Annotated in this window: 23 protein-coding genes; 12 read left to right on the forward strand and 11 right to left on the reverse strand. The window is 71.5% G+C overall.

What is annotated here, in order from left to right:
* Positions 1–12: 12 nt before the first annotated feature.
* From N2041_RS08250 to N2041_RS08260, 3 genes are all read right to left on the reverse strand, one after another.
* On the reverse strand, positions 13–1,053 hold the full coding sequence (locus N2041_RS08250; protein ID WP_297677671.1) for an NAD(P)-dependent oxidoreductase: 1,041 nt from the start codon (positions 1,051–1,053) through the stop codon (positions 13–15).
* 62 nt (positions 1,054–1,115) lie between these two features.
* A complete protein-coding gene (gene rfbD / locus N2041_RS08255; protein ID WP_297677673.1) occupies positions 1,116–1,973 on the reverse strand; it encodes a dTDP-4-dehydrorhamnose reductase in 858 nt (285 codons plus the stop codon).
* A 51-nt stretch (positions 1,974–2,024) separates the two neighbouring features.
* Complete coding sequence (locus tag N2041_RS08260; RefSeq protein ID WP_297677675.1) at positions 2,025–2,423, reverse strand: PPOX class F420-dependent oxidoreductase; 399 nt, start codon at positions 2,421–2,423, stop codon at positions 2,025–2,027.
* Positions 2,424–2,536: 113 nt separating this feature from the next.
* Here N2041_RS08260 and N2041_RS08265 point away from each other — a divergent pair, with 113 nt between their 5' ends.
* Complete coding sequence (locus N2041_RS08265; protein ID WP_297677677.1) at positions 2,537–3,166, forward strand: thiamine diphosphokinase; 630 nt, start codon at positions 2,537–2,539, stop codon at positions 3,164–3,166.
* 118 nt (positions 3,167–3,284) lie between these two features.
* Positions 3,285–4,115 (forward strand): hypothetical protein, encoded by an 831-nt coding sequence (locus N2041_RS08270; RefSeq protein ID WP_297677679.1) that lies wholly within the window; start codon positions 3,285–3,287, stop codon positions 4,113–4,115.
* Between the two features lie 103 nt (positions 4,116–4,218).
* Here the strand turns inward: N2041_RS08270 and N2041_RS08275 are convergent, their stop codons facing one another.
* A complete protein-coding gene (locus tag N2041_RS08275) occupies positions 4,219–5,442 on the reverse strand; it encodes a hypothetical protein (RefSeq protein WP_297677681.1) in 1,224 nt (407 codons plus the stop codon).
* A gap of 160 nt (positions 5,443–5,602) precedes the next feature.
* On the opposite strand from N2041_RS08275, the gene dapA reads away from it, so the two are divergent.
* The 3 genes from dapA to N2041_RS08290 are packed head-to-tail and all read left to right on the forward strand — an operon-like array spanning position 5,603 to position 7,131.
* A complete protein-coding gene (dapA, locus tag N2041_RS08280; protein WP_297677683.1) occupies positions 5,603–6,493 on the forward strand; it encodes a 4-hydroxy-tetrahydrodipicolinate synthase in 891 nt (296 codons plus the stop codon).
* A 12-nt stretch (positions 6,494–6,505) separates the two neighbouring features.
* Positions 6,506–6,868 (forward strand): DUF2007 domain-containing protein, encoded by a 363-nt coding sequence (locus N2041_RS08285; RefSeq protein WP_297677685.1) that lies wholly within the window; start codon positions 6,506–6,508, stop codon positions 6,866–6,868.
* Positions 6,865–7,131: a DUF433 domain-containing protein gene (locus N2041_RS08290; protein ID WP_270055570.1), complete on the forward strand. Its 267-nt coding sequence runs from the start codon at positions 6,865–6,867 to the stop codon at positions 7,129–7,131. The genes N2041_RS08285 and N2041_RS08290 overlap by 4 nt, the downstream gene beginning before the upstream one ends.
* Positions 7,132–7,138: 7 nt before the next feature.
* On the opposite strand, the gene N2041_RS08295 is transcribed toward N2041_RS08290, so the two are convergent.
* Together N2041_RS08295 and N2041_RS08300 are read right to left on the reverse strand one after the other, a co-directional pair.
* On the reverse strand, positions 7,139–7,999 hold the full coding sequence (locus tag N2041_RS08295) for an anti-sigma factor (RefSeq protein WP_297677688.1): 861 nt from the start codon (positions 7,997–7,999) through the stop codon (positions 7,139–7,141).
* A 10-nt stretch (positions 8,000–8,009) separates the two neighbouring features.
* Positions 8,010–8,669, reverse strand: a complete 660-nt coding sequence (locus N2041_RS08300; RefSeq protein ID WP_297677690.1) for a sigma-70 family RNA polymerase sigma factor — start codon at positions 8,667–8,669, stop codon at positions 8,010–8,012.
* 152 nt (positions 8,670–8,821) lie between these two features.
* Here N2041_RS08300 and N2041_RS08305 point away from each other — a divergent pair, with 152 nt between their 5' ends.
* From N2041_RS08305 to N2041_RS08315, 3 genes are all read left to right on the forward strand, one after another.
* Positions 8,822–9,931, forward strand: a complete 1,110-nt coding sequence (locus tag N2041_RS08305) for a trypsin-like peptidase domain-containing protein (protein ID WP_297677692.1) — start codon at positions 8,822–8,824, stop codon at positions 9,929–9,931.
* A 79-nt stretch (positions 9,932–10,010) separates the two neighbouring features.
* On the forward strand, positions 10,011–10,742 hold the full coding sequence (locus N2041_RS08310; RefSeq protein ID WP_297677694.1) for a helical backbone metal receptor: 732 nt from the start codon (positions 10,011–10,013) through the stop codon (positions 10,740–10,742).
* The gene (locus N2041_RS08315; RefSeq protein WP_297677696.1) at positions 10,739–11,689 is read left to right on the forward strand and encodes an alpha/beta hydrolase; all 951 of its coding nucleotides are present in this window, start codon (positions 10,739–10,741) and stop codon (positions 11,687–11,689) included. Before N2041_RS08310 ends, N2041_RS08315 begins: the two co-directional genes overlap by 4 nt.
* Here the strand turns inward: N2041_RS08315 and nagA are convergent.
* Complete coding sequence (gene nagA, locus N2041_RS08320; protein ID WP_297677697.1) at positions 11,674–12,825, reverse strand: N-acetylglucosamine-6-phosphate deacetylase; 1,152 nt, start codon at positions 12,823–12,825, stop codon at positions 11,674–11,676. The genes N2041_RS08315 and nagA overlap by 16 nt on opposite strands.
* A gap of 102 nt (positions 12,826–12,927) precedes the next feature.
* Here nagA and N2041_RS08325 point away from each other — a divergent pair, with 102 nt between their 5' ends.
* Positions 12,928–14,247, forward strand: coding sequence for an LCP family protein (locus tag N2041_RS08325; RefSeq protein WP_297677699.1), 1,320 nt, complete (start codon positions 12,928–12,930; stop codon positions 14,245–14,247).
* A gap of 4 nt (positions 14,248–14,251) precedes the next feature.
* Here N2041_RS08325 and N2041_RS08330 read toward each other — a convergent pair whose 3' ends face one another.
* The 3 genes from N2041_RS08330 to greA form a co-directional block, all read right to left on the reverse strand.
* The gene (locus tag N2041_RS08330; protein ID WP_297677701.1) at positions 14,252–14,641 is read right to left on the reverse strand and encodes a cupredoxin domain-containing protein; all 390 of its coding nucleotides are present in this window, start codon (positions 14,639–14,641) and stop codon (positions 14,252–14,254) included.
* Between the two features lie 504 nt (positions 14,642–15,145).
* Positions 15,146–15,424, reverse strand: coding sequence for a hypothetical protein (locus N2041_RS08335; RefSeq protein WP_297677703.1), 279 nt, complete (start codon positions 15,422–15,424; stop codon positions 15,146–15,148).
* A 130-nt stretch (positions 15,425–15,554) separates the two neighbouring features.
* Positions 15,555–16,382, reverse strand: a complete 828-nt coding sequence (gene greA / locus N2041_RS08340; RefSeq protein ID WP_297677705.1) for a transcription elongation factor GreA — start codon at positions 16,380–16,382, stop codon at positions 15,555–15,557.
* A gap of 50 nt (positions 16,383–16,432) precedes the next feature.
* On the opposite strand from greA, the gene N2041_RS08345 reads away from it, so the two are divergent.
* From N2041_RS08345 to N2041_RS08355, 3 genes are all read left to right on the forward strand, one after another.
* Complete coding sequence (locus N2041_RS08345) at positions 16,433–17,155, forward strand: 16S rRNA (guanine(527)-N(7))-methyltransferase RsmG (protein ID WP_297677707.1); 723 nt, start codon at positions 16,433–16,435, stop codon at positions 17,153–17,155.
* Between the two features lie 138 nt (positions 17,156–17,293).
* Positions 17,294–17,884 (forward strand): YIP1 family protein, encoded by a 591-nt coding sequence (locus N2041_RS08350; protein ID WP_297677709.1) that lies wholly within the window; start codon positions 17,294–17,296, stop codon positions 17,882–17,884.
* A gap of 112 nt (positions 17,885–17,996) precedes the next feature.
* Positions 17,997–19,217 carry an MFS transporter gene (locus tag N2041_RS08355; protein ID WP_297677711.1) on the forward strand — a complete coding sequence of 407 codons (1,221 nt, stop codon included), beginning with the start codon at positions 17,997–17,999 and terminating at the stop codon, positions 19,215–19,217.
* A gap of 15 nt (positions 19,218–19,232) precedes the next feature.
* Here N2041_RS08355 and N2041_RS08360 read toward each other — a convergent pair whose 3' ends face one another.
* Positions 19,233–20,168, reverse strand: coding sequence for an alpha/beta hydrolase (locus N2041_RS08360; protein ID WP_297677713.1), 936 nt, complete (start codon positions 20,166–20,168; stop codon positions 19,233–19,235).
* Between the last annotated feature and the right edge of the window lie 152 nt (positions 20,169–20,320).

Raw genomic sequence — 20,320 nt, forward strand, 5'->3', positions numbered from 1 at the left:
GTCCACAGGCGGCTACTCCTCCTCGAACGGTTCGAAGATGCGGTTGGAGGCCTGGTATGCGGGGCGGACCTGCTCGAGGAGCTGCATCCAGGCGATGTTGTAGTACTTCGGGTGGCCGAGCTGTTCGACGGGGACGGTGCGGAAGGTTTCGACGAGCTCGGCGACGGCGTCGGCGGCGGTGGTCGGGAGCTGGAGGCCGAGGCGCTGCTTGAGCTTTTCGCCGGAGCAGCGGTAGTTGCGGACGAGGTTGGGGAGGGGGCCATCGACGAGGGCGACGGGCTGGCCGAGCTTGACGAGGGCGGCGGCGACGACTTCGGCGAGGTCGCGGATCTGGTAGTTGTCGCCGACGACGTTGAACGTTTCGCCGGCGACGAGCTCGGAGGGGGCTTCGAGGACGGCGACGTGGGCGTCGGCGAGATCCTGCACGCTGACGAGGGGGCGCCACATGCGGCCGCCGCCGTGGAGGATCAGGCGCTGGCGAACGAGGGCGTCCTTGACGAAGGTGTTGAGGACGAGGTCGAAGCGCATCCGGGGGCTGAGGCCGAAGACGGTCGCCTGGCGGAGGATGACGGGTTCGAAGTCGGGGCCGGCGTGGGCGAGGAGGGCCTGTTCGGAGTAGTGCTTGGAGGTGGCGTAGGCGCCGCGGGGGGCGAGGGGGGAGGACTCGTCGAGGAGGGTTTCGACGTCGGGGGCGCCGTCGTAGAGGGAGCAGGAGGAGCCGAAGACGAGGCGGCGGACGCCGGCCGCGATGCACTGGCGGGCGATGGTGTCGGTGGCCGAGGCGTTCATCTGCCAGTTGGCTTCGGGGCTGAACTCGGCGGTCGGGTCGTTGGAGAAGCCGGCCAGGTGGTCGACGGCGTCGATGCCGTCGAAGACGCCTTCGGGCAGGCGGCGGATGTCGGCGTTGACGAGTTCGACGCCGGGCTCATCGGCGTAGTGGGGGAGCCCCCAGAACATGCGGTCGACGACGCGGACCTGGTGGCCGCGGGCGAGGAGTTTGGGAACGAGAACGCTGCCGATGTAGCCGGCGCCGCCGGTGACGAGGATGCGCATGGGGCCTCCGACCGGGCCATGCCTGGCCCGCATGGTAGCGGATGGTACGGAAGATGCCGGATTCAGGACAGGGCGCCGTGCTTCTCGCGGAGGTAGCGTTCGAGACCGTCGCGCCAGTGGCGGAGGCGGGGGACGCGGGCGGAGCCGAGGACGCTGTAGAGGGGGCGCCGGACCGGGCCGCCGAACTCGGCGGTGGTGGTCGGGGAGCAGTCGGGGGTGAGGCCGCGGAGCTCGAAGATCGTGCGGGCGAAGGTGTACCACGAGGTTTCGCCGCCGGCCGCGAGGTGGATGGTGCCGCGGAGGCCGTCGCGGAGGAGCGGGAGGAGGCCCTCGGCGATTTCGGCGGTGTTGGTGGGGGCGGTGACCTGGTCGGCGACGACGCGGATGGGCTGGCCTTCGCGGGCGAGGCGAAGCATCGTTTCGACGAAGTTGCCGCCCTTCCCGGCGGAGCCGGCGAGGCCGTAGAGGCCGGAGACGCGGACGATGAGGTGGTCGGGGTTGGCGATGCGGACGGCGTCTTCGGTGGCGATCTTGGCGGCGCCGTAGATGTTGAGGGCGCGGCGGGCGTCGGTTTCGAGGTAGGGCGTGCGCTTCTCGCCGTCGAAGACGTAATCGGTGGAGAACTGGACGACGGCGGCGCCGGCCTCGCGGGCGGCGGTGGCGACGTTCCAGCCGCCGGCGACGTTGACCGTCATCGCGGTGACCGGGTCCTGCTCGCAGAGGGGGAGGTTGTGGAAGGCGGTGGTGTTGATGACGAGGCCGGGCCGGGTGCGCTCGACGAGGGCGCGGACGGCGGCGAGGTCGGTGACGTCGGCGTCGGCGCGGGTAGCGGTGAGGAGGTCGATGCCGGGCTGGCCGGCCCAGAGGCGGGCGATATCGGAGCCGAGCTGGCCGTTCGCGCCGAGAAGGAGGATGCGCATGGCTCCCGATGCTAGCGCGGGGCGGCACCGGGAGCCAGCGCACGGGGACGGTCAGCCGTTGACCTGGACGTGCTCGGGCTGGATGCGGTAGATGACGCGCTGTTCGCCGGGCTGGCGGAAGGGGTAGCGGTCCTGCCCGAGGTACTTCTTCGCGAGCTTGTCGATGTGGGCATCGGCGCCGTCGCGCGTGCGGCTGACGACGCGGCCGCGGACCTGGATGTAGCGGTAGGGGTTCTGCTGGTCGGCGACGGAGATGGCGACACGGCCGTCGCGGTCGAGGTTGCGGGTTTTCACGCGGCCTTCGGCGGTGTTGAAGATGATGGTGTCACCCTCGATGTCGACCCAGACAGGGGTGACCTGCGGCGAGCCGTCGGGCATGAGGGTGGCGAGGTGGCCGAAGTTGGGCTTTTCGAAGAGGTCGCGGTGGGAGGCGGGGATGGATACTGGCATGCGCGGTTCTCCTTACGATTCGTGAGCGGCTGGAGCCACGGTAGCATGAGGAGACGGCTACTGCCAGCGGACGCGGGCTCGCGCGGTGGGCGCGGCGGCGGTTGAATGGGGGCATGCGGGCGCTGGTCATCGCGCACGGGGAGCCGCCGTCGGCGGGGCTGCTGCGGGAGCTGGCGGCCGGGGCCGGGCTGGTGGTGGCGGCGGATGGCGGCGCGCTGCTCGCGCTGGATGCGGGCGTGACGCCCGACTGGGTGGTGGGCGACCTCGACACGATGGACCAGTTCCCGGCGGCGCCGATCCCGCGGGAGCGGTTCGTGCGGGACGCGGACCCGGAGACGACGGACCTGGAGAAGGCGATTCGGTTCGCGCTGGCGCAAGGAGCGGCGGCGGTGGACGTGGCGGCGGCGGGCGGGGGAAGGGGGGACCATGCGCTGGCGAACCTTTCGGTGCTGGTGCTGTTCGGCGAGCACGAGGTGGTGCTGCACGACGACCTGTTCGCGGTGTGGCTGGTGCGGGGGCGGACGGAGGTCGCGGGCGAGCCGGGGACGGTAGTGTCGCTAATTGCGCCGGGCGGATGCCGGGGCGTGACGACGCGGGGGCTGCGGTGGGAGCTGCGGGACGAAGACCTGCCATTCAGCCCGCGGGGTGTGCACAACGAGCTCACGGGCACGCGTGCGGAGGTGGCGGTGCGGGAGGGGGCGCTGCTGGTGTTCCGCGGCCGCTGGGTGGAGCGGCACCGGTAAAGGCGGCCTGACTGGCGGCCCGGCTGGCGCGTCACCCCCGGGAGGGGCCGCGCCATAGCAATGGTGAGCGGCGGGACGACCGCTGCATCATCCCCTCACCAGAGGAGCAGAAAGAGCCATGAAGTTCTCGATTCGAGACAGCCGGCTGGTTTCGGTGGGCGTGGCGAGCGTGATCGCGGTCAGCGTGATCGGCTTCGGCAGCGCGGCCTTCGCCCAGGACAGCGGCACCACGCCGACGCCTTCGACGCAGAGCGACGGCACGACGCCGAAGGACTGCGCCGGGCACGGCCTCGGCATCGGCCTGCGGGGCCTGCTGAAGGACACCGGGCTGACGGCGCAGGAGATTGCCGACGGGAAGGCCGCGGGGCTGACCTGGGGCCAGATCCTCGACCAGTACGGCGACGTGACGGCGGCGCAGGCCAAGCAGCAGGCGCTGGACGCGCTGAAGTCGAAGCTCGACCAGGCGGTGACGAACGGCAAGCTGACGCAGGAGCAGGCCGACCAGCGGCTGGCTGACGCCGGGGCGAAGATCGACCAGTTCCTGAATTCGACGCCGGGCGACCATGTCGAGGGCAAGGAGTACGGCCGCGGCTTCAAGGGCTTCGGCAGCCTGGAGACGGTCGCCGGGGTGCTTGGCATCGATGAGGCGACGCTCCGGCAGCGGCTGGCGGCCGGCGAGACGCTGGCGCAGATCGCGGGCGACAAGACGCAGGCGGTCATCGACGCGCTGACGGCTGAGGCGAACGCGAAGATCGACGAGGCGGTCGCGAACGGGAAGATGACGCAGGAGCAGGCCGACCAGGCGAAGGCGAAGGCGGCCGAGATGATCACGAAGTTCGTGAACGAGGGCGGGCCGTTCAAGGGCCTCGGCAAGGGCTTCGGCCGCGGCCCGAAGGGCACGGGTGCGCCGATGACGCCTTCGAGCACGCTGACGCCAGCGCAGCAGTAAAGCTGGTTCTCTCCCCCTGGAGTGCGCTCCCGCGCACGAAGCGGCCCCGGCAGTGATGCCGGGGCCGCTTCGCGATACGGGGACCGGCGCCCCCGGCCGCGCGTCAGTTCGGGATGGTGACGCCCGGGTCCGGGTAGGTTTTCTGGTCGGCGTTGCCGGGGAAGGCGACGGTGGGCATGGTGGGAGCGATGTACTGGTCGAGGCAGACGTTCTGGTAGGTGACGCCGTAGCGGGTGGTGGTGCCGGAGCAGCGGGGGTCGCTATGGCCGGAGACGATTTCGCCGAACTGGGTGGCGACGAAGGCGCCGCGGACGGGGTTGCGGAAGGCGTACCAGGCGGCTTCGAGGCGGCGGGTGTTGCCGGTTTCGCCGGTGGGGATCCAGGTGCTCATGTCGTAGGCGGTGGCGTTTTCGCCGGGGGTGTAGAGCGTGGTGGCGCCGCAGATGGTCCAGCCGAAGTCCCACGACCAGTCGGGTTCGCCGGGGGCGGAGTACCACTGTTCGCAGCCGATGCCCTGGGCGATGGAGGTGGCATCGCAGACGGCGACGATGGGGCGCTGGTCTTCGGCGGGGGTGGCGATGATGCGGCGCGGGACGCGGGAGCCGCCTTCAGAAGCGGGGCGGGGGTCGCCGGAGTTGTACCAGCCCTGCCAGAAGGAGACGTTGCCGGAGGGGTCGCGGGCCCAGACCTGGTAGGAGTGGTAGCGGGCCATGCGGTCGAGCGGGTTGGAGGCGGCGTGGACGCGGAAGTAGATATCGACGCCGTTGAGGCGGGTGGCGAAGCCCTTCATGGCGGCGTGCTTCTCGACGTTTTCGGATGGAGAGGTGTTGAAGGGGCCAGAGAAGGAGACGGTGTAGCCGGCAGCGGCGATCCACGCGGGCGGCTCATCGCCGTGTTCGTGGCCGGTATTGCACGGACGGCCGTCGGGGCCGGTGACGACGGGCGGGTGCCAGCGGTCCATCGGTTCGCCGCAGCGGCCGACGGCCCCGGTGGAAGGCGGCGGGGTGGCCGTGCGGGTCGGCGTGGGCGTCGCCGCCGGGGTTCGCGTCGGCGTCGGCGTGCGGGTGGGGGTCGCGGTCGCGGAGCGCGTCGGGGTCGGCGTCGCGGTCGGCCCGGTGCAGTCGAGCCGCACCTCGCGGGTCGTGAGGCGCGTGGCGTTGAGGCGGGTGCCGCCTTCGCAGCGGACGGTGAGGCTGTCGCCGGGGGCGAGCGTGGCGGTGCTCGAGCCGGCGAAGGCGAAGGAGAGACCGAGCGACGAGGCGACGAGGGCCAGCGCGAGGATGGTGACCTTCCAGGTGCTGGCGAAGGGGCGAACGAGGCGTGTCATCGGGTTCCTCCGTAGGGGCGCATGTTCAGGTTCGACGGGGGAGCGTTGCGGTTCGACCGCGGGCGGGTAAATTCCCGGTGAAGCGGCGGGAAACTGCGTGACGGGGGGCCGGGACGCAGCGGCGGCGTAGAATGGAGGGACGTTCGAAGGAGGTAGCGCGATGGGCGAGCCGGGACGGCTGCTGACGGCGATGGTGACGCCGTACGGGGAGGATGGAGCGGTGGACCTCGCGGGGGCGCGGCGGCTGGCGCGCCTGCTGGTGGAGAACGGGAACGACGGCGTCGTGGTGACGGGGACGACGGGCGAGGCGCCGCTGCTGAGCGACGATGAGAAGTACGCGCTCTGGGCGGAGGTGAAGCAGGAGCTGGGCGGGGCGACGGTGGTGGCCGGGGCCGGCACGAACGACACCCGCCATTCGGTGCATCTCGCGAAGCTGGCCGAGCGGGCGGGGGCCGACGCCATCCTGGCGGTGGTGCCGTACTACCTGAAGCCCTCGCAGGAGGGGATCTACCGGCACTTCAAGGCGATCGCGGAGAGCACGAGCCTGCCGGTCATCCTGTACAACGTGCCGGGCCGCGTGGGGACGGGGATGACGGCCGAGACGATCCTGCGGTGCGCGGAGCTGCCGAACGTCATCGGCAACAAGGAGGCGAACGGCGACCTGCGGCACACGGCGGCGGTGATGGAGGCGGCGCCCGGGTTCAAGATCTGGAGCGGCAACGACAACGACAATTTCCACCTGTGGTGCATGGGGGCGTGGGGTGCGATCAGCGTGACGGCGCACATCGTGGCGCGGCAGCAGCGGGCGATGCTGGAGGCGGTGCTGGCCGGGCGGCTGCAGGAGGCGGCAGCGATTCACCTGGCGCTCTGCCGGGTGACGGATGCGTGCTTCCTGAACGGGAGCCCGAGCACGATCCGGTATGTGCTGCGGCAGCTGGGCTTCGCCATCGGGGCGCCGCGGCTGCCGGTGGTGGAGCCGGACGAGACGACCGGCGCGAAGGTGATGGCGGAGCTGCGGCGGCACCGGCTGGACGTTCCGGTGCCGGCCTGAGGCGCTGCGGCGTTGGCCGGTGAGCCGTGGGTGGTCGCCTGGCGCGGGGCGACGGAGGTGGATGCGGAGCTGGCCGCCGGGCTGCTGCGGGCGGCCGGGATCGCGGCGCTGGTCGAGGGGTCGCAGACGCCCTACCGGGCGGTGACCTTCCCGCTGGGCGGCACGTGGCTGGTGCGCGTGCGGGCGGAGCAGCTCGCGGCCGCGCAGGCGGTGCTGGAGGAGGCGGGCGAGGGGCCGAACCTCGAGCGGGAGGAGCCGGAGGCGCGGGGCTTGCTGACTTCGGACCAGCGCGCGACGCTGAAGGCTGCCGGGCTGGGGCTGGCGGTGCTCGCCATCGTCGTCCTGGCACTCTTGATTCGGGAGGCCTGGGGATGAGCAGGCTGGACTGGCGGGAGTACGTGGTGTCGGACGCAGCCGTGCTGGGCGGGCGGCCGGTGGTGAAGGGGACGCGGATCGCGGCGCAGGAGGTGCTGGACGCGGTCGACCGCGGGGAAGAGGTGGAGGCGATCCTGGCGACCTACCCGCAGCTGACGCGGGAGTCGGTGCTGGCGGTCATCCAGTTCCGGCTGGCGCAGCAGTACGCGCGGGACCGGAAGCACATGCAGCGGCGGGGGCCGATGGCGCCGGGGCCCGGCTGATCGCGGGTCAGTTGCGGGTCAGGCGGGAGAGGTCGGTGACGAAGAAGACGGCCGGCCCTTCGCGGGTGGGGCTGCCGCCGGCGCGTTCGATGGTGACGACGGCGGTATCGTAGCTGGTGATGCCCTCGGGGAGGCGGGTTTCGTAGCGGGCGAAGCCGGCATCGTCGGGCGCGAAGGTGCCGAGGGAGTAGTACCGGCCGCCGGAGTTGACCCAGAGCTGGTAGGTTTCGCCGGGCGGCAGCTGGCGGAGCTGGCTGGCGACGAACCAGACCCGCTTCTGGTCGTCGTCCCAGACGAGGCGGCCGATGGAGCCGCGGCTCGGGTCGACTGAGACGACAGCGGCGACCTGGCTGCTGGGCGAGATGAGCGCGATGAAGAGTTCCGAGTCGGACTTCAGGGTTTCGCGGAGTTCGGCGGCGACGGCTTCCTGGTCTTTGAGCTTCTGGGTGAGGGCGGCGAGGGCGACCTTCTGGGAGAGCGCCTCGTCGATCTGGCGCTGGAGGTCGGCGTTCTGGGAGCGGAGGGCGTTGACCTGGGTGCGGAGGCCGAGCATGCCGGAGAAGGCTCCGGCGGCGACGATGATAGCGGCGAGCCCTGCGGCGGCGCGGCCGATGGTGAAGGCGCGCCAAGCGGGGCCGGGCTTGCGGATGCCGGCGGCGGTGAGGACGCGCTGGCGGAGGCGCGGGGAGGCGCGGCGGACGGGCTGGCTGACGGCGAGGAGGGCAGCCAGCCGCTCGGCGTCGCGGACGATATCGCGGCAGACCGGGCACTCGGCGAGGTGGAGGGCGATGGCGCGCTCGAGCTCCGGTTCGAGGGAGCCGATGGCGTATTCGTCAGCCTGTTCCTGGGTGAGGTGTTCGCCAAGCATGGGGCGCGCTCTAGCGATGGCGTTCGAGGCCGCGGCGGAGCTTTTGCATGCCGAGGCGGATGCGCGTCTTGATGGTGCCGAGCGGCTCGTGGAGGTAGGCGGCGATCTCCTGCTGGGTGAGGCCGCCGAAGTAGGCGAGTTCGAGGGCGCGGCGCTGGTCGGCGGGGAGGGACTCGAGGGCGCGGCGGACGGCGGCGCGCTCTTCGGCGAGCTCGGCGGAGGCGGAAGGGTCGGGGTCGCCGGGGTGGAAGACGGGCTCGGCGGATTCGACGGGGTCGCCGAGGGGGCCGCCTTCGCGCTTCCAGCGGCGGCCGCGGGCGCGGAGCTCATCGAGGGCGCGGTGGCGGGTGACGCTCATGAGCCAGCTGATGAAGCGGCCGCGCTCGGCGATGAAGGTTTCGGGGCGGCGCCAGAGGCGGACGAAGACGTCCTGCACCGTATCTTCGGCGAGGCCGGCGTCGCCGAGGATGCGGTAGGCGGCGGAGTAGACGAGGTCGACGTAGCGGTCGTAGAGGACGGCGAAGGCGTGCTGGTCGCGTTCGAGGATGGCGAGCATGAGGGCCTCGTCGGTCCATTCGGTGCGGCCGGCGAGTTCGGCGCCTGCGGGGCGCGGGAATTCGACGGCTCGATCGATGTTACGTATACCGGCGGGCGTTGGATTGCCATCCATCGCGGGGCGATGTCCCTTCGGGGAGGGATGATACACGGTTGCGTGATGGGGGCGAGGCGCTTTACCGGTGCAATCGAAAGGGCCCTTTGATCTTTACCGTGGACTCCGGAGACGGCGGGGAGACTGGTGACAGTACCTGAGGAGTGATTCGGATGAAACTGAAGATGATGCTGGCGGCGGGGGTGGCGAGCCTCGCGCTGCTCGGCGGGGCGGCCTGTTCGGATGCGAACCCGGCGGGCCAGCCGGCGGCCACGGCGGGGAACGGTTCGGCGGCAACGGCGACGGTGACGCGCTCGCAGCCGACCTCGCTGCCCGCGGGGCAGATGACGACGGCGGAGCTGGTGCAGTATGCGGAGCCGGCGATCGTGCGGATTCAGACGAATTCGGGCGTGGGCTCGGGGTTCGTGGTCGACCCGGACGGCTACATCATCACGAACGCGCACGTGGTGACGGGGTCGACGGGGCGGCTGGCGAGCACGATCACGGTGACGACGAGCGACGGGGCGCAGTACCCGGCCCGGGTGGTCGGCGCGGATACGCGGGCGGATATCGCGCTGCTGAAGATCGATGCCAGCGGGCTGAAGGCGCTCGAGTTCGCGAACCTCGCGGATGTGCAGGTGGGGCAGGACGTGGTAGCGATGGGGTTCGCGCTGGACCTGCAGGGCGGCGAAGGCGGGAGCTTCAGCGTGACGCGGGGCATCATCAGCCAGAAGAACCGGGTCATCAACGAAGGGACGAACGCGGCGATTTTCGGTTCGGTGCAGACCGACGCGGCGATCAACCACGGGAACAGCGGCGGGCCGCTGCTGGACATGACCGGGAAGGTGGTCGGGGTGAACACGGCGATTGCGCCGGACCCGACGACGGGCGAGCAGGCGCCGGGCATCGGGTTCGCGGTGGGGTCGGACATCGTGAAAGCGATTTATGAGCAGCTGAAGGCGCAGGGCCGGGTGAACCGGGGCTACCTCGGCATCCAGGGGTTCGAGGCGCTGCGGCCGGCAGTGGCGCGGCAGCTGGGCATCCCGGAGAACGAGGGCGGCGTCGTCATCCAGACGGTGGTGCCGGGCGGCCCGGTGGCGCAGGCCGGGCTGCAGGCGAAAGACGTCATCGTGAAGGTGGGGAGCGTGGAGGTGAACAACGAGGCGGACCTCGCGGTGGCGCTCATCAAGAACCAGGCGGGCCAGAAGGTGACGGTCGAGTTCTACCGCGACGGGAAGAAGCTGAGCGCGGACGTCACGCTGGGGACGCCGCCGACGAACTGAGGCGATCCCGAAAGGGCACGCGTCCCGAAGGGGGCTGGCGTGGGCCGGCCCCCTTCGCGGCGTCTGCGGGTGGGCGATAATGACGGCGATGCGCCTGGTGAGCCTCGTGCCGAGCCTGACGGAGCTGGTGTGGGCGCTGGACCCGGGAGCGCTCGCCGGGCGGACGCGGTTCTGTACCGAGCCGCGGGAGATGGCGGCGCGGGTGCCGGCCTTCGGCGGGACGAAGGACCCGGACATCGCGGGCATCGCCGCGCTGCGGCCGGACCTGGTGGTGGCGAACCGCGAGGAGAACCGGCGGGAGGACGTCGAGGCGCTCGAGGCGCGCGGGCTGCGCGTGATGGTGACGGCGATCGATTCGGTCGAGGAGGCGCTGGGGGCGATCGCGGAGATCGGGCGGGCGCTGGGGCGCGCGGCGGAGGCGGCGGCGCTGACGGCCGGGGTGCGGGAGGTGCTGGCCGAGCCGCTGCCGGGGCCGCCGGTGCGGGTGTTCGTGCCGATCTGGCGGAAACCGCTGCTGGGGCTGGGCGGCAGGACGTACGGGAGTTCGGTGCTCGAAGCGGCGGGCGCGGTGAACGTGCTGGCGGGGCGAGAGCGGTATCCGGAGGTGACGCTGGAGGAGGCCGCGGCGCTGCGGCCGGAGCTGGTGCTGCTGCCGGATGAGCCGTACCGGTTCCGGGAGGAGCACGCGGCGGAGTTCGCGGCGGTCGCGCCGGCGCGGCTCGTGGATGGAAAGCTGCTCTGGTGGTACGGGCCGCGGATGGCGGCGAGCCTGCGGGAGCTGCGGCGGCTGCTGGCGGGGGTGCGGGCGTGAGGGCGCGGCGGCTGCTGGGCGGCGCCGTGCTGGCCGGGGCAGCGGGCGGCGGGGCGCTGGCCGGGCTGGCGGCCGCGGACCGGCGGCGGTGGCGCCCGCCTGCGCCGCGCGGGTTCGTGCGGGAGGTGGAAGGGGCGCAGCTGCACTACCTCGACGAGGGGAGCGGGCCGCCGCTGGTGCTCGTCCACGGCTTCGCGGGGAGCACGTTCAGCTGGCGGGCGGCGGTGCCGGAGCTAACGAAGGAGTTCCGGGTCATCGCGGTGGACCTGCCGGGCTTCGGGCTGAGCGACCGGCGGCGCGGCATCGGCTACGGACACGAGCGGCACGCGGCGCGGCTGCTGGCGCTGCTGGACCTGCTGGGCATCGAGCGGGCGGCGTTCGCCGGGCATTCGATGGGCGGGGCGGTGGTGCAGCGGCTGGCGGCGCGCGCGCCGGGGCGGGCGGAGCGGCTCGTACTCGTGGGGTCGGTCAGCGCCGGCGAGGGACTGGAGTTCCGCCGGCGGCGGCGCGCCGGGCGGGTGGCGTTCGGGCTCATCGGGCTGGCGGCGACCTCGCCGACGGTGATGTACGCGCTCGGCCGGCGGGGGCTGCGGCAGATGGTCGCGGACCCGGGGTTCGTGACGGACGAGGTGGTGCGGGGGTACATCGACCCGCTGCTCATCCCGGGGACGGTGCGGGCCGTGGGCGAAATGGCGCGGGAGCAGGAGCGGGAGCCGCTGGTCGACCTCGCAGCGGTGGCGGCGCCGGCGCTGGTGGTGACCGGCGAGCGGGACGTGGTGGTGCCGCCGGCGCGGGCGGAAGCACTCGCTGCGAGCCTGCCGGGGGCGCAGGACGCCATCGTCATCGAGCGGGCAGGGCACCTGCTGGCGGAAGAGCGGCCGGATGCGTTCCTGCGCGCGGTGCTGCCGTTCCTGCGGGCCGGGGCGGGGGCTCAGCCGCGGCGGTAGGCGATGACGCCGCGGCAGACGGTCGCGGCGACGGCGAGGTCGCGGTCGAGCAGGACGATGTCGGCATCGAAGCCGGGTTCGAGCTGCCCTTTGCGGGCGGCGGCGCCGGCGATGCGGGCGGGGTTGGTGCTGGCGAGGCGGAAGGCGGTCGGGAGGTCGATGCCGAGGTAGTCGACGGCGTTGCGGAGGTGCACATCGAAGGTGGCGACGCTGCCGACGATGGTGCCGTCCGGGCGCTGGGCGCGCGCGCCGCGGACGACGATGCGCTCGCCGGCGAACTGGTCGCCGTGGGCGGCGGTGCCGGCGAGGTGGAGGTTATCGGTCACGATGACGGTGCGGAGCGGGCCGAGGAGCCGCCACGCGAGGCGGAGGACATCGGGTTCGACGTGGGCGCCGTCGAAGATGAGCTCGCAGGTGACGGAGGGCTCTTCGAGGGCGGCGACGATCGGGCCGCCTTCGCGCTGGTGAAAGGGGCGCATGGCGTTGAAGAGGTGGGTGACGTGGCGGATGCCGGCTTCGAACCCCTGCCGGCACTCGGCGATGGTGGCGTCGGTGTGCCCGAGGGCGGGGACGGCGCCGAGCCGGGCGATGGTGTGGATGAGCGGGAGGGCGCCGGGGAGCTCGGGGGCGATGGTGACCTGGCGGATGCGGCCGCCGGCGGCCTCGTGGAGGGCTTCGAACTCGGCGATGGAGGGGCGGCGGAGGTAATCGGAAGGGAACGCGCCGCGGCGGGCCGGGCTGAGCCAGGGGCCTTCGAGGTGATAGCCGAGGGGCTCGGCCGCTCCGGGCGCGGTTTCGAGCCCGGGCAGGAGGGCCGCGAGCCGGGCGGCGAGGGCGGCGTGGGAGGGCGCCGCCGTCGAGACGAGAAAGCCGGTGACGCCGCGGGCCGGCGCCCAGGCGGCGTAGGCGCGCACTGCCTCCGGGGCGTCGGTGAAGAAGGAGTGGCCGCCGCCGCCGTGGACGTGGACGTCGATGAAACCGGGCCCGGCGGTGAGGCCGCCGGCATCGAGGAGTTCGGCGTCCGGCGCCTCGAGGTCGCGGCCGATGGCGACGATGCGGCCGCCGCGGCAGAGGATATCGGCGCGATGCGGGCCCGATGGGTCGGCGAGGATGGCGTTGCGGATGAGCAGGGACATGGCGGCTTTACCCCGGGAGCGGTCGTTACTTGACTGAGCGGTAGGCGGCGGAGAAGGTGAGGGGCAACCTCCCTGGAGGCTGGCGGGGGATTGAGCAGGCTGGTGACGCGGCGCCGGGGCGCCGTTGCCGGGATTGTGATCGGCTTCTGCGCGGCGGTCTATGCCGCGGTGTTCGTGCTGGGGCGGGTGGACCAGTACCTGTTCCCGGCGAACGAAGTGGCGGTGCCGTCGGTGCCGGCGTTCGTGCCGGGGACGGACATCGGGGTGAACGTCTCGCTGCCCGGGGTTTCGGCGCCGGGGCCGAAGCCGTGGACGCCGGACGCTCGGCTGAACATCCTCGTGCTGGGCATCGACAAGCGCCCGGGGCAGCCGGAGGACGGGAGCTACCGGAGCGACACGATGTTCGTGGCGAGCATCGACAAGCACGCGGGCCGGCTCGAGCTGCTGGCGATCCCGCGCGATTACTGGGCGGAGATCCCGTACGGGAACACGCCGGGCGTATGGGCGGAGAACAAGATCAACGCGGCGTATTCGTACGGGCAGTTCTACAAGTACCCGGGCGGGGGGCCGGCTGCGGCGGTGGCGGCCGTGCAGCACAACCTGAACATCACCATCCATCATTATGTCGTCATCGACTGGGAAGGGTTCGTCCGGCTGATCGATGCGCTGGGCGGCATCGACATCGACGTGCCGGAGACGATTTCGGACTTCGGGACGGACGTGCTGGAGGTGTTCCCGAACAACACGGTGCAGGCGGGGCGGCAGCACATGGACGGGAAGCAGGCGCTGGGCTATTCGCGGGTGCGGGTCGACGGCGACCTGAAGCGGATCGAGCGGCAGCAGCTGGTGATCCGGGCGGTGGCGGACAAGGCGGTGAGCCTCGGCTACATCACGCGGATCCCGGAGCTGTGGAGCGCGTACCGGGATGCGTTCCGGACGGACATCGACAACGCGCTCATCCCGGGGTATGCGCTGATGGCGCGGAGCATCGACCTCGGGAACATCCAGACGTTCTCGCTCGGAAAGGCGATGTACGGGGGCGTCTCGGAGGACGGACAGCTGATCCTGCTGCCGAACCGGGACCAGATGTACGCCGTGATCGACGAGTTCCTCGCGGACCCGCAGGCGCGGGACGAAGCGCCGAAGGTGGCGCTCGTGGTGCCGCCGGGCGGGCAGGCGGCGGGGAAGGCGGCGGTGGCGCATCTCGAGACGTACGGCATCCCGCCGGCGTGGGTGACGGTGGTGGCGGGCGACGGGACGGGGACGCCGGGGGTGTACGACGTGACGGGGAAGCCGTACACCGCAGGAAAGCTGACCGGGCTGTTCGACCTGAAGATGCAGAACCCGGACGGCAGCGAGCCGCCCGGGTTCGACGTGGTGATCCGGCTGGGCGAGGGGACGGCGCTCAAGACGCCGGGCTGAGGCCCTAGGAGGGGTCGACGGTGATGGTGGCCTTCATCTGCGGGTGGTAGTCGCAGGTGATCTTGTAGCTGCCGGGCTCCTGGAAGACCCAGGTGAAGACGTCGTTCTTCTTCATGTTGCCGGAGACGTTCTTGCCGTCGATGTTGACGGTGTGGAGGGCGGTTTCGCTGTTCTTGAAATAGACGGTTTCGCCGACCTTGACGCGCAGGGTTTCCGGGATGAACTTGAGCTTGTCCTGGTCGACGAGCGGGGCGCCGGCGGGGATGCGGCTATCGGAGCCATCGGCGACGCCGGTGCTGCCGCTGCTCGATGACGAGCCGCCGCACGCGGCGAGGACGAGGGCGGCGATGCCGACGGCCGCAGCGAGCAGGCCGAGGCGCAGAGAACGGTGCATGGGTGATTCCTCCTTCCCGGGTGTCGCGGTGCAGGCCCGGGCCCTGTCGATTCCAGTGTGCCGCAGGCCGAAACGGGCTGGCGGCAGCGATGCGGGTTGCTTCGACAGGTTCGATGGTGCCATCGACCGGGCTTATGGTCGGGGCCGAGCGGGGCCCGCCGGGAGGGTCGAACGCCCGTGAGGGGCCGAACCGGGCAACGGCGGGGAAAGGATGAGGCCCCGTTCACGGCGGGGCCTCAAAACGCGGGAGGCGGGGTGTGCGACCCGGAGTTCAGCGGTGTTCGTTCCTCATCGTGCGGCCAACTGCTGAAGCGGTCAAGCGGATGCGCAGTTGCTTCCCTGTACGCGCCGGGGGTGCTGAAATCGGCGGGATGGCGACGACGGGGCTCCCGGTGCAGGTGTGCCCGCGGTGCGGCTCGGCGATGCTGGACATCAAGGGGTCGCGGCTGGCCGTGTGCCGGCGGTGCGGGTACAAGGACGACTGCTGCTGATCCGGAGAGGCGGTCAGGCGGCGCGGCCGCGCTTCGGGCGGGGTGCATCGAAGGCGGCGAGCTGTTCGCGCATGCGCTGGATGCGGCGGAGGCGGTAGGAGCTCGCGACCGGCATGGCGTCATCCAGGTAGACGGGCCCCTGGCAGCGGCCGCAGCGGACGTGCTCGGCGGGGTCGCGCCCGGGCGGGAGGGGACGGAGGCCGGCGGCGGTGAGCGGAGTACCCTTGGGGCCGACCCAGCGGCCGCTGCTGTAGCCGCAGTGGAGGCATTTGAGGTCGCCGATGACGAGCATGTGGATTCTCCCCCGTGTGGTGGGGGAAGTATTCGGCGGCGCGTGCGGCCAAGAGATTGGGGAAACCCCGGGGGAGGGTGGCGCGGAGCCCGGATGGGCGCGTGAGGAATCCCGCGAATCGAAGGCGGGCTTAGAGGTCGTGGATGATGGCGTCGATGCGGTAGCGCATGATGCCCTGTGGGGCTTCGACTTCGACCTCTTCCCCGACGCGGCGGCCGAGGAGGACGCGGCCGACGGGGGATTCGACGCTGATCTTCTTCTCGGCGGGGTTGGCTTCGCGCGGGCCGACGAGCTGGTAGGTGACCTGGATGTTCCGCTCGAGGAAGGTGACGGTGACGCCGGAACCGATGGCGGCAACGTCTTCATCGAGGTCGGAGCGGTCGGCGACGACGGCGCGCTTGAGGGATTCTTCGAGCTGGCGGCGGCGGTTCTCGGCGAAGGCGAGCGCTTCGCGGGCCGCGTGGTAGGGCGCGTTTTCGCGGAGGTCGCCGTCGGACCGGGCGGTTTCGACGGCGCGGACGAGTTCGGGGATGCGGCGCTCGAGGTCGGCGAGTTCGCGCTTGAGGGCTTCGATGCCCTCGGCGGTCATTTCGATCGGGGCTTCGACGACGCGGGTGGCGGCGCCAGCGGTGCGGCCGTTCGACTTGGGAAGGCGGAGGCCCGTGCCGAGGTTCTTCTCGGTGTAGTTGCGGGTCTTGAGGAACTTGAACCAGGCCTTGAGCGCGTCGAGGCGGCGCTGGCCGTTGGGGTCGGTGGCGCGGAGGTTGCGCTCGCCGTACTGTTCCACGATGGCCGGCGTGAGGTCGGAGGTGAGCCGGTCGGGTCCGACGTCGTTGCAGAACTTTTCGACGTAGTTGGCGTAGTCGTTGGTCGAAGGCTTGAGGGTGGCGGAGAATTCGCGGAGAGCTTCGCGAAGGGGGATGGACCTGGGAGGAGCGCCCGCAGGCGTTTGCGTCATGTCTCGAGTGTACCACCGGATGCGCGATCGTGCCGGGCGGGATGGCGGCGATGAGCGAATGGGATGACCTGGCGGGGCTGTTCGCCGGCGATGCGGGCGTGCTGGCGGCGGTCCCGCGGCTGGCGCGGCACTGGGAGCTGGCGCAGGCGAGCCCGGAGGCGGGACGGCTGACGGCGGTGGAGGGGACTGCGGCGGTGCGCCGGCAGTACGCGGAGTCGCTGGAGCTGCTGCGGCTGGCGGAGGGGTTCCTGGCGGATGAGCGCGCCGTGGTGCGCTACGCGGATATCGGGAGCGGCGGCGGCTGGCCGGGGCTCGTCATCGCGTGCGCACGGCCGGGGTGGGAGGTGCACCTCGTGGAGCCGCTGCAGAAGCGGGCGCGGTTCCTCGAGTCGGCGGCGCGGGAGCTGGGCTGCGGAAACGTGACGGTGCACGCACTGCGAGCGGAGGAGGCGGGGCGGGGACCGCTGCGGGAGGCGTGCGGGCTGGTGACGGCGCGGGCGGTGGCGGAGCTGCGGGTGGTGCTGGAGTACACGGCGCCGCTGGCGGCCGCGGGGGGCGTCATCGCGCTGCCGAAGGGGAGCCGGCTGGAGGAGGAGCTGGCGGCGGCAGGGCCGGCGATCGCGGCGCTCGGGTGCGAGCTGGCGGGAGTGGCGCCGATGCGGCCGGCGGTCAGCGAGACGGTGCGGGTGGCGGTGTTCCGGAAGGCGGGGCCGTGCCCGGCGGCGTATCCGCGGCGGCCGGGAGTGCCGGAGCGGCGGCCGCTCGGGAGTTGAGGACGGAATATTCGCGACATTCGCGAAGATAGGTGATCATTTCGCTCGCATGTTGTCCCGGGCGTGCTATAGTGCGCGCCAACTGCCGGGGGTGAGCTTCCTTACCTTCGTCAGAACGGCAGGCATGCAGGAGGCAGCATGGACCCGAACGTTATGGTGAATCACGTCCTGCGGCTGGTGCGGTTCGACACCAGCGTCTTCGATGAGGTGCGGGACAACGTCAACGAACTCGTGCCGGCGCTGGTGGTGGCGGCGATTGCGTCGCTGCTGGCGGGGCTCGGGGCGACGCTCTTCTGGGAGTTCAACTTCGACTTCGGCCCGGAGAACACGTGGCTGAACACGTTCATCCTGGGCGGCGTGTTCATGGCGGCGCTGTATGCGGTGTGGGTGCTCATCGTGTACGTGATGCTGGCGCAGGTGTACAAGGCCTCGGCGGACGTGCAGTCGCTGTTCCGGACGATGGGGTACGCCGCGTGGCCGCTGGCGCTGAGCCTGCTGATGTTCATCCCGGTGCTGTACCCGGTGTTCGCGATCGGGTCGATCGTGCTGCTGTTCGTGATGGCGATTTACGCGGCGCAGTCGGTGACGAACGCGGATTCGACGCAGGTGGTGATGGCGAACCTGGCGGGGCTGGCGGTGTTCGTGCTGGTGCTGAGCATCATCGCGTTTTCGAGCGACACGACGATCATCGGCGCGGGGATTTTCGCGATTCTCCAGCAGATTCCGTAGCGGCCGATCCGGTCGAGCTAGCGGCGGCGCGGCGGGCTCCTGCGGGGGCCTTCGCCGCGCCGTCGGCATTACCGGGGGACAGGAGGCGGCCGGGGTGGGATGATAGCCCGCTATGACTCCCGAGCAGGCAGCGCGGCGGAATACGCGGCTGTACTACAGCTTCGTCTTCTTCAACGATTTCGGGCTCTGGTTCGGCATCTGGATCAAGTACCTGGTGGTCGAGCGAGGGCTGGAGCTGAAGTACATCCTGCTGATGGACGTGCCGTTCTGGCTGGCGGTGGCGAGCCTGGAGGCGCCGTTCGGGGCACTGGCGGACCGGATCGGGCACAGCAAGGTGCTGGCGATCGGTGCCGGGGTGTATTCGCTGACGATCCTGGGGTTCGGGCTGACGACGAACTACTGGATGCTGTTCGCGGACTACATGCTGTGGGCGGTGGCGCAGGCGTGCCGGAGCGGGGCGGACCAGGCGATCGTGTTCGATTCGCTGAAGGCAGCGGGGCGCGAAGGGGAGTTCTCGCGCATCGCGGGGCGCGGGTTTGCGCTGACGATGTCGGCGGGGCTGGCGGGGATCGTGCTGGGCGGCTTCGTGGCGGCATGGGCGGGGATGGCGTTCACGGTGCAGGTGAGCGCGGTGACGCCCCTGGCGGCGATGGCGATGGCGCTGCTGATGCGGGAGCCGAAGCTGGCGCACGAGCGGCGGGGATACCTGGAGCAGGTGCGGAGCGGGTTTTCGTACGCCTGGTCGCACCGGCCGGTGCGGGCCTCGATGCTGCTGCTGACGGCCATGATGATGGTGACGTTCGCACCCGTGGTGCTGGTGCAGCCGTTCCTCATCGTGCACGAGGTGCCGACGGGGTGGTTCGGGGTGTTCCAGGCGCCGGTGCGGCTGGCGGGGGTGGCGGCGGCGCTGCTGGCGTGGCGGCTCATCGGCCGGACGGGACGGGAGCGGGTGCTGGGGGCGGCCTCGCTGAGCGTGGTAGCGGCGTTCGCCGGGCTGGCGGTGTGGGATTCGGTGGCGGCGTTTTCGCTGTTCGCGGTGCCGGCCGTGGTGCAGGGGCTGGTGCGCCCGGCGCTCGATTCGTTCATCAATGAGCAGACGCCGAGCGACCGCCGGGCGACGGTGCTGAGCGTGGTCTCGCTGGCGTTCAGCCTGCAGGTGGGGATCCTGGAGGCGACGCTGGGCTTCATCACGGACGACGTCGGCATCCGGGCGGCCTTCGGGTTCACGGCGGCGGTCTTCGCGGTGCTGCTGCCGGCGGTCTACCTGCCGTGGCGGCGGGCGTACCGGCAAACGAAGGCGGCCGGCGCTGGCGCACCGGCCGCTGCGGGCTGAGCGGGGCGGAACGGTTCAGGCGAGAGCGGCGCGGAGGGCTTCGCAGGCCTCGGCCATGCCCTTCTTGCCGCCGTCGAGCATGGCGGTGAGCTGCAGGAAGATGTGGGGCTGGTCCTGGTAGATGCTGAGCTTCGCGGGGACGCCGGCCTTCTGGAGGGCCTCCGCGTAGAGCTTCGAGTCATCGAGCAGGGGGTCGAGGGTGCCGACGATGAGGTGGGCGGGCGGCAGGCCGGCGAGGTTGCCGTGGATGGGGAAGATGTAGGGGTCCTTCGGGTCGGCGCCGCCGGAGAGGTAGTGGCGGTAGAACCAGTCCATCGCCTGGCGGGTGAGGATTTTGCCCTCGGCGTTCTCGTGGACGGAGGGGAGGTCGTTGTTGCCGGAGAGGGCGCCGTAGAGGAGGAGCTGGAGGCGCGCCTGCGGGCCCCCTTCGTCGCGGAGGCGGAGCGCGGCGCAGGCAGCGAGGTTGCCGCCCGCGCTGTCGCCGGCGAGGGCGAAGCGGGAGCCGTCGGCGTTCAGTTCGGCGGCGTGGTCGACGGCCCAGCGGACGGCGGCGACGCAGTCATCGAGCTGGGCGGGCGGGGTGTGCTCGGGCGCGAGGCGGTAGTGGACGCTGACGACGACGGCGCCGGCGCCCTCGGCGAGTTCGGCGCAGAGTTTGGTGTGCGTGGCGGGCGAGCCGATGACCCAGCCGCCGCCGTGGAAGTAGACGACGAGGGGGAACGGACCGCTGCCGGCGGGGGTGAAGATTTTGACCGGAATCTCGCCGGCGGGGCCGGGGATGGTGCGGTCGGTGATGGTGACGGACTGGGGGAGCGGCTGGTTGAAGGCCTGGAAGGAGACCTCGGCGTTGGCGCGGGCGACCTGGGGTTCGAGTTCCCACAGGGGCGGGACGCCGGCCGCTTCGGCCTGGGCGGCCATCATCTGGAGCAGGGCTTCGACCTGGGGGTCCATCCGCTACGGTCCTCCTCGGGAGAGCTGTCGGGGGGACTCTACGGGGATGGGGAGAGGGGGGCAAGAGGAGTTGGGAGGCGGGAGTTGGGAGGCGGGAGGCGGGAGGCGGGAGGCGGGGGGCGGGAGGGGGGAAGCGGGGAGCGGGGGGCGGG

Origin of the sequence: Tepidiforma sp., assembly GCF_026419595.1 — a bacterium.
Lineage (GTDB): Bacteria > Chloroflexota > Dehalococcoidia > Tepidiformales > Tepidiformaceae > Tepidiforma.

Excerpts from the sequence above, each read along its gene's own strand:
- N2041_RS08250 (WP_297677671.1), bottom strand. The coding sequence starts at position 1,053 with ATGCGCATCCTCGTCACCGGCGGCGCCGGCTACATCGGCAGCGTTCTC.
- rfbD (WP_297677673.1), bottom strand. The coding sequence starts at position 1,973 with ATGCGCATCCTCCTTCTCGGCGCGAACGGCCAGCTCGGCTCCGATATC.
- N2041_RS08260 (WP_297677675.1), bottom strand. The coding sequence starts at position 2,423 with ATGCCAGTATCCATCCCCGCCTCCCACCGCGACCTCTTCGAAAAGCCC.
- N2041_RS08265 (WP_297677677.1), top strand. The coding sequence starts at position 2,537 with ATGCGGGCGCTGGTCATCGCGCACGGGGAGCCGCCGTCGGCGGGGCTG.
- N2041_RS08270 (WP_297677679.1), top strand. The coding sequence starts at position 3,285 with ATGAAGTTCTCGATTCGAGACAGCCGGCTGGTTTCGGTGGGCGTGGCG.
- N2041_RS08275 (WP_297677681.1), bottom strand. The coding sequence starts at position 5,442 with ATGACACGCCTCGTTCGCCCCTTCGCCAGCACCTGGAAGGTCACCATC.
- dapA (WP_297677683.1), top strand. The coding sequence starts at position 5,603 with ATGGGCGAGCCGGGACGGCTGCTGACGGCGATGGTGACGCCGTACGGG.
- N2041_RS08290 (WP_270055570.1), top strand. The coding sequence starts at position 6,865 with ATGAGCAGGCTGGACTGGCGGGAGTACGTGGTGTCGGACGCAGCCGTG.
- N2041_RS08295 (WP_297677688.1), bottom strand. The coding sequence starts at position 7,999 with ATGCTTGGCGAACACCTCACCCAGGAACAGGCTGACGAATACGCCATC.
- N2041_RS08300 (WP_297677690.1), bottom strand. The coding sequence starts at position 8,669 with ATGGATGGCAATCCAACGCCCGCCGGTATACGTAACATCGATCGAGCC.
- N2041_RS08305 (WP_297677692.1), top strand. The coding sequence starts at position 8,822 with ATGAAACTGAAGATGATGCTGGCGGCGGGGGTGGCGAGCCTCGCGCTG.
- N2041_RS08310 (WP_297677694.1), top strand. The coding sequence starts at position 10,011 with ATGACGGCGATGCGCCTGGTGAGCCTCGTGCCGAGCCTGACGGAGCTG.
- nagA (WP_297677697.1), bottom strand. The coding sequence starts at position 12,825 with ATGTCCCTGCTCATCCGCAACGCCATCCTCGCCGACCCATCGGGCCCG.
- N2041_RS08330 (WP_297677701.1), bottom strand. The coding sequence starts at position 14,641 with ATGCACCGTTCTCTGCGCCTCGGCCTGCTCGCTGCGGCCGTCGGCATC.
- N2041_RS08335 (WP_297677703.1), bottom strand. The coding sequence starts at position 15,424 with ATGCTCGTCATCGGCGACCTCAAATGCCTCCACTGCGGCTACAGCAGC.
- greA (WP_297677705.1), bottom strand. The coding sequence starts at position 16,382 with ATGACGCAAACGCCTGCGGGCGCTCCTCCCAGGTCCATCCCCCTTCGC.
- N2041_RS08345 (WP_297677707.1), top strand. The coding sequence starts at position 16,433 with ATGAGCGAATGGGATGACCTGGCGGGGCTGTTCGCCGGCGATGCGGGC.
- N2041_RS08350 (WP_297677709.1), top strand. The coding sequence starts at position 17,294 with ATGGACCCGAACGTTATGGTGAATCACGTCCTGCGGCTGGTGCGGTTC.
- N2041_RS08355 (WP_297677711.1), top strand. The coding sequence starts at position 17,997 with ATGACTCCCGAGCAGGCAGCGCGGCGGAATACGCGGCTGTACTACAGC.
- N2041_RS08360 (WP_297677713.1), bottom strand. The coding sequence starts at position 20,168 with ATGGACCCCCAGGTCGAAGCCCTGCTCCAGATGATGGCCGCCCAGGCC.